We start from the raw sequence: 5,788 nt of genomic DNA, 5'->3' as shown, positions 1-5,788 counted from the left end.
GTGCATGCGATCGGCGATCTCGCGCGCGCGACGGAGCATCACGTCGCCCCAGTTCGACCAGCTGCCCGATTCGCCATGTGCCTTGATGCCGCGGATGATATGGGGGTACTTCTCTATGAATTTGCGCATGACATCGGTATCGACGTAATCCGGATTGCGGTCGAAGGGCCCGCCCTTGCATCCGCGCAGCGCGCCGGCCAAGTTGACCGACAAGAACACGAAGGTCTCGGTTATTGCGGGGTCGATGGCGATGGCCTTGAACCCGTCGAAAGTCCACGCCCCGCAGCTGCCTTGGTCGACCACCGTGGTGCAGCCGGAATTGATGCCAGCGTCGTCCGTCGGCAGGCCGAAATCGGTGACATGGCGGTAGACGTGCACATGCAGGTCGATCAGCCCGGGCGCGACCACCGTACCACTAACGTCGACGACACGCGCGTTGCCGGCCTCTATGTCGGGCGCGAGCCGCACGATGCGTTGGCCGCTGATCGCGACGTCCAACTTGGCGTCGATGTCCTGGGAGGGATCGACGACGCGGCCGCCTTTGAGAATCAGGTCGGGGGCTGCACTGCTTGTAGGAGTGGAAGGGGTCATGGAGAAAAATCCTCAATCGAATTTCAGGTTTCGATCCTGAATGAGCTTGCGCCATTTGGCGACTTCGGCGACGACCACCCGGCCAAGATCCTCGGGCGGACCGCCTGCGACTTCATAGTCGAACGAAGCGAATCGCGCGCGCAATTGCGGCGCGGCTAGCGCTTTATGCATGGCGCCGTTCAGCACGGCGATCGTCGCGGGCGGGGTGCCCGCCGGTGCAAAGAGGCCGAAGAAGGAGCCCGCCTCGAAGCCCGCGACTCCGGCCTCGCTGATCGTTGCCGCCTCGGGCGCGCTCGGTGAGCGTTTCGACCCGCCCGTGCCGAGCAGTTTCACCTTGCCGGAGCGGATGAACTGGGTCGAGCTGCCCAGCCCGTCGAACATGATCTGCACTTCGCCGGCCATCAGCCCGGCCAACGCTGGGGCCGCGCCCTTGTAGGGAACATGAACGATCTCCACGCCGGTCATCGCCTTGAAGAGCTCGACCGGCAGGTGGTTGGCGCTGCCCTGCCCGTAGGTGCCGAAGTTGAGTTTGCCGGGTGAGCTTTTAGCGAGCGCGATCAGCGCAGGCACGTTCTGCGCAGGGAGCGCGGGATTGGCCAGCAACACGAGCGGATAGCGCCCGATCAGCACGACCGGCGCGAAATCCTTGACCGCGTCGTAAGGGAGCGACTTGACCACCGCGGGATTCGTACCGTGCGTGCTGCCCGAACCGAGCAGCACCGTATAGCCATCGGGAGGCGACTTGGCGACGGACTCCGCCCCCACCGCACCGCCGGCGCCGGGCCGGTTGTCGATGATTACGTTCTGCCCGAGCACCGGCCCGAGATGCTCGCCGACCAGGCGCCCGACGACATCGATGTTTCCACCAGGCGGGAAAGGCACGACCAGGCGGATGGGCCGCTCGGGATACGCTTGGGCGAACGACACCAGCGGGGCAAGTGCAAAAGCGGCGGCAAATGCTCGAATAGCAAGTGCCCGAATCAAGTGAGCCAGCACGGTGGGTTCCAGACGGGATTTAGCTGCGCGAACGACGTGAAAGAGGCTATCACACGCAGGTGCGGATACATTTTGCGCATTGCGAAACAGGGCTCGCGCAAACTTCGAACGAGCCGCCAGAATGGCCATCCCGAACGCTGGCCATTTCATCTATGTCGACGAACCCCGGACGTACCCGGCTGTATGGCGCGAACGTACGCGCAAACGGCATCCGCCAGCACTATCTGCGATACGGCGGCAAAGGCGAGCCGCTGGTCGTCTTGCCGGGAATTTCGAATTCCGCCGCGACCTGGGATTTCGTGGCCGAGCGTTTCGGCCGGGTGTACGACACTTACGTGCTCGACCTGCGCGGGCGCGGGTTGTCCGAAGCCGGTCCGGACTTGAGCTACGGCCTCGATACCTATGCAGCAGACGTCGCCGGATTCGCTGCGGCGCTCGGATTGCGGCGCTACAGGGTGCTCGGCCATTCGCTGGGTGCGCGCATCGTGGCCCGTCTCGCGCATCACCATGGCGAAGCGCTTGCGAAGGCGGTTCTCGTCGACCCGCCGGTCAGCGGGCCGGGTCGAAGGGCCTACGTCCAGACGCTCGCGTTTTTCCTCGACGCGGTGCGCGAGGCAAAGGCCGGCACGATCGACTTCGAGAAGCTGAAGGTGCGCTATCCGAAATGGTCCGAAGACCAGATGCGTACGCGAGCGGAATGGCTGCACACTTGCGACGAAAGGGCCGTCAGCGAGAGCTACCGCGGATTCTCCGAGGAGGAGATTCACAACGATCTCGCGGCGATGAAGACGCCGACGCTGCTGGTCGTCGCCGGCAAGGGCGGTGTGATCCTCGACGAGGACATCGCTGAAATCCGCAAGCTGATGCCGTCCATCGAAGTGCGCAGGATGGACCACGTCGGCCACATGATTCCGTGGGAAGACCTCGACGGATTCGTCGCGGCGCTGGAAGGCTTCGTCGACTGCTAGTAGTCTGTCGGCTCAGAGAGAACGCCAGTGCGTTCCGCACTCAATCGTTTCCACGACACAGCTTTTCGCATGGCAGGCATTGCCTATTCTTTGACCAAACGGCGTAAAAAGACGATTCTGTGCCCGTCATATTGAACATTGAAGCTTCCGCCCGTGGAAACCCCTGAACGAATGTCGCCGTCTGAGGAATTGAAATTGCAGCAACTGCTGCAAATGCAGTTCTGGCAACGTCAACGAAAGGATGACAGCACGACCGAGAAGAGGAATGCCGACGAGGCTGTTGCTGGCACAGATCTTCCCGACCGATGGGAACTGACCCGCGGCATCGTCCTTCATTCTTGGCAAGAGCGCTGTATTGAATCGTGGTTCTCTGCGGAAAAACGTGGCGTCATAAAGGTAGTGACGGGGGCGGGGAAGACCATTCTGGCGTTGGCTATCGCCGAAAGATTGCATACAGAAGTTCCGAACCTGCGTATCGCAATTGTTGTTCCGACAGTCGTGCTACTTGAGCAGTGGCGAGAAGAACTGCTTACCCAAGGGAATCTCCCCGCAAACGCGATCGGCCGATTGGGAGGTGGACAAGATGATATTTTCGACGATCGAACTCGAATTCTCATCTGCGTCCTAAATTCAGCATCGCGAAAGCTGCCGGACTTGGTGCGTCAATCCGGATTCGGTCCTTCTTTGCTCTTGGTCGTGGACGAATGCCATCGTGCTGGCGCGTCAGAAATGCAGAAGATCTTTCGCACCGAACGCGCGTATTCGCTTGGCCTTTCCGCCACACCGGAGCGCGATTCCGACTTCAAAGATGAAGATGAGTCAACGAGCAGTTCAAATCAAGAGGCCGTCCTGCCTCTTGAGTTTGAAGAAACCGTACTGGGCAAGGAACTGGGCCCTGTTATCTTCGAACTGAACTACGCAGATGCAATCCGGCTTGGAGTTTTGCCACCCTTCGGTATTGTCCACTATGGTCTGAACCTCAAGCCGCATGAGTTGGCCCAATACGAGCGCGTGAGTCGTGAAATAAAGAATTTACGCGAGGAACTGGAGAGGCCCGGGCGACAAGGTCTTGGTCTCATTCGATGGTGTCGCTCACGGGCCGCGGCGAATAATCCGGCCGCGGCGCGCTTGATCGGATTAACGACCGAACGCAAACGACTTCTCTTTCGAATGGAGGAGCGGGCGGCGGCGGTCGTCCGTATCCTTCGCGCCGCATTCGCAGAAAAAGCAGAAACGAAGGCAATTCTTTTTCACGAAAGCATTGAAGAAGTAATGCGCTTGTTTGCGCTATTGCGCGCGGAAGGTTTTGCTGTTGTTGCTGAGCATAGCGAATTTCCAGATGTGATGAGGGCGACCTCCCTTCGGCTTTTCCGACAAGGCGTTGCTCAAATTATTGTTTCGGCGCGCTCCTTGATTGAGGGTTTTAATGTTCCTTCAGCCGATCTTGGCATCATCGTGGCAGCTTCGTCATCAGTCCGCCAACGGGTGCAAACACTTGGCCGACTACTGAGAAAGGCGCAGGTCAAGGATGGTTCCGAGAAGCACGCCGTGTTGCATGTTCTTTATGCGAGCCGGACGGTAGATGAGATGATTTACGAGAAGGCGGACTGGGAGCAGTTTGTCGGTGCGGAGCGGAATCTATACTTCCTGTGGCCTGACGTTGAGCATTCCGACCCGCAGCCTGCCAATCAGGCACCACGTTCCCCTTTGCCCGATGAGTTGCTTGTTGATGAAGCGATTCTGCGTCTCGGTGAAACCTATCCTGGCGACCTCGACCAAGGCCTCGCTTGCACGCGCGATACGCAAGGCACAATTCGCACTGAGGATGGCCAGCTCATCGAGCCGCACCCGGAGTTGTTTGAAGTGCTGAAGGAATCCCGCAAGAAAGCCGGTCGTTTCCGAATCACGCCTACCCGCCACTTCGTCATCGAACTTGACAAAACAAGCGATGGCTGGCGGGGTGTTTACCTGGGCCGACTCAGTTCTCCTGTAAATCTCGTGACCAATGCAGAGGAGACGCAGAGCAATCGAAATTGGTTGCCTGGGGATGCCTATCCGCTAACCCGTGTCTCGGGAAAGACTTTTAGCGTACTCCAGCGCGACTCGCGACTTATCGCTATCAAAGATAAGGGACGTACGAGGTTTGTTCAACCATTGGACAAAATTGCAGAGCCATTCAAACGCGATGCGTTAGCTCATATCCAGTCGTTTCTAAAATCGATGCATACCAAGGGTCATCGCGTAAGCAAAATTTCTGTGACTAAAGAAGGGCATGTCGTCTACGTTTTTCAAAATCAGGCATTCTTCGTCGGAAGCGCGCCCGAAGGTTCGGAAGGGTTTGACTTTGAAGGGTAGGCTCATCCAAGGAAAATAACGCTATGCCGACTAGCAAAGTAATACCGAAGCGGTTGCCCGTATCTCCCGGACTGGACTCGCGCTTCACTATTCGTCACAACATGGCTCAAGATGGTGAATGGTGGGTTCACTACACACCTCAAGGCGAGGATCCGATTCCGTCGGACCAACCACATCCTGCACTGGTGAGTAAGGTCAATCTGCTGAAGGAGATTGAAGGGAATCAACCGGGTGGCGGCTTCAGCATCAATGAGCACTTTCAAGTCATAGCGCGAATGAACGCGCCTTCCGGTTATAAAGGCAATGCCATTCACGTGGTCGACATTGCTGACGGCACTGTTTTCGCATATTCGACGAAGATAACCTTTCAAGAGGGTGCGCTCGATCCCGGAGTGACACCAATTGTTGGTGATACGTGGCCTGGCCCCCTGTGTGGTTCGTCGTACAGTTTCGCAGCGCTAAATGCCCCAAAGCCCCCTTCAAATAACGTGGACGAAATATGGACTGAGGTAGGCGGGACAAAGCTCCAACTTTCCGCCCAAGTTCCTGCTTCTTCTTATCCCCCAATTTCAGGCGCTTTGGCCGCTTTCCTTACGGCTCTACGGCAACGGTTGCCGGGAGGAGGGCGATTCCGTGTGAACGAATGCGGTCGTGCCTTTACGGCCGACAACAGTATTTTTGTGGGCGTCGTCCCTTTAGATCAATGGTTCCGACCTATCGCACTAACGGACTAACTTTTTGAGATAGCAGGGCGACCAACTATCGGGAACGCGGCGCTCAGTCTTCGAGAATCAGCAGGTCGACGCCTTCGTCCACCTGCTCGCCGGCGGCGTAGCGGATCTCCACGACCTTGCCCGCGCGCGGCGCCGTGATCGTGT

General features: G+C 58.2%; 5 protein-coding genes. 3 read left to right on the top strand and 2 right to left on the bottom strand.

The annotated features are described in order from the left end of the window. Both SGJ19_22755 and SGJ19_22750 read right to left on the bottom strand, forming a co-directional pair. Positions 1-591: amidohydrolase (locus SGJ19_22755; protein ID MDZ4783076.1), on the bottom strand; the 591-nt coding region annotated here is incomplete at its 3' end. Between the two features lie 12 nt (positions 592-603). Beyond that, positions 604-1,587: a tripartite tricarboxylate transporter substrate binding protein gene (locus SGJ19_22750; GenBank protein ID MDZ4783075.1), complete on the bottom strand. Its 984-nt coding sequence runs from the start codon at positions 1,585-1,587 to the stop codon at positions 604-606. A gap of 152 nt (positions 1,588-1,739) precedes the next feature. On the opposite strand from SGJ19_22750, the gene SGJ19_22745 reads away from it, so the two are divergent. The 3 genes from SGJ19_22745 to SGJ19_22735 all read left to right on the top strand — a co-directional run bounded on the left by SGJ19_22745 (position 1,740) and on the right by SGJ19_22735 (position 5,644). After that, entirely contained in the window at positions 1,740-2,555 is an 816-nt protein-coding gene (locus SGJ19_22745; GenBank protein ID MDZ4783074.1) for an alpha/beta hydrolase, read from the top strand. Positions 2,556-2,708: 153 nt separating this feature from the next. After that, entirely contained in the window at positions 2,709-4,910 is a 2,202-nt protein-coding gene (locus SGJ19_22740) for a DEAD/DEAH box helicase (GenBank protein MDZ4783073.1), read from the top strand. A 23-nt stretch (positions 4,911-4,933) separates the two neighbouring features. Then, entirely contained in the window at positions 4,934-5,644 is a 711-nt protein-coding gene (locus SGJ19_22735; protein ID MDZ4783072.1) for a hypothetical protein, read from the top strand. The last annotated feature ends 144 nt before the right edge of the window (positions 5,645-5,788 follow it).

This window comes from Planctomycetia bacterium (assembly GCA_034440135.1).
Taxonomy (GTDB): domain Bacteria; phylum Planctomycetota; class Planctomycetia; order Pirellulales; family JALHLM01; genus JALHLM01.
This window is presented reverse-complemented; position numbering and strand designations above follow the sequence as displayed.

Excerpts from the sequence above, each read along its gene's own strand:
- SGJ19_22735 (MDZ4783072.1), top strand. The coding sequence starts at position 4,934 with ATGCCGACTAGCAAAGTAATACCGAAGCGGTTGCCCGTATCTCCCGGA.
- SGJ19_22745 (MDZ4783074.1), top strand. The coding sequence starts at position 1,740 with ATGTCGACGAACCCCGGACGTACCCGGCTGTATGGCGCGAACGTACGC.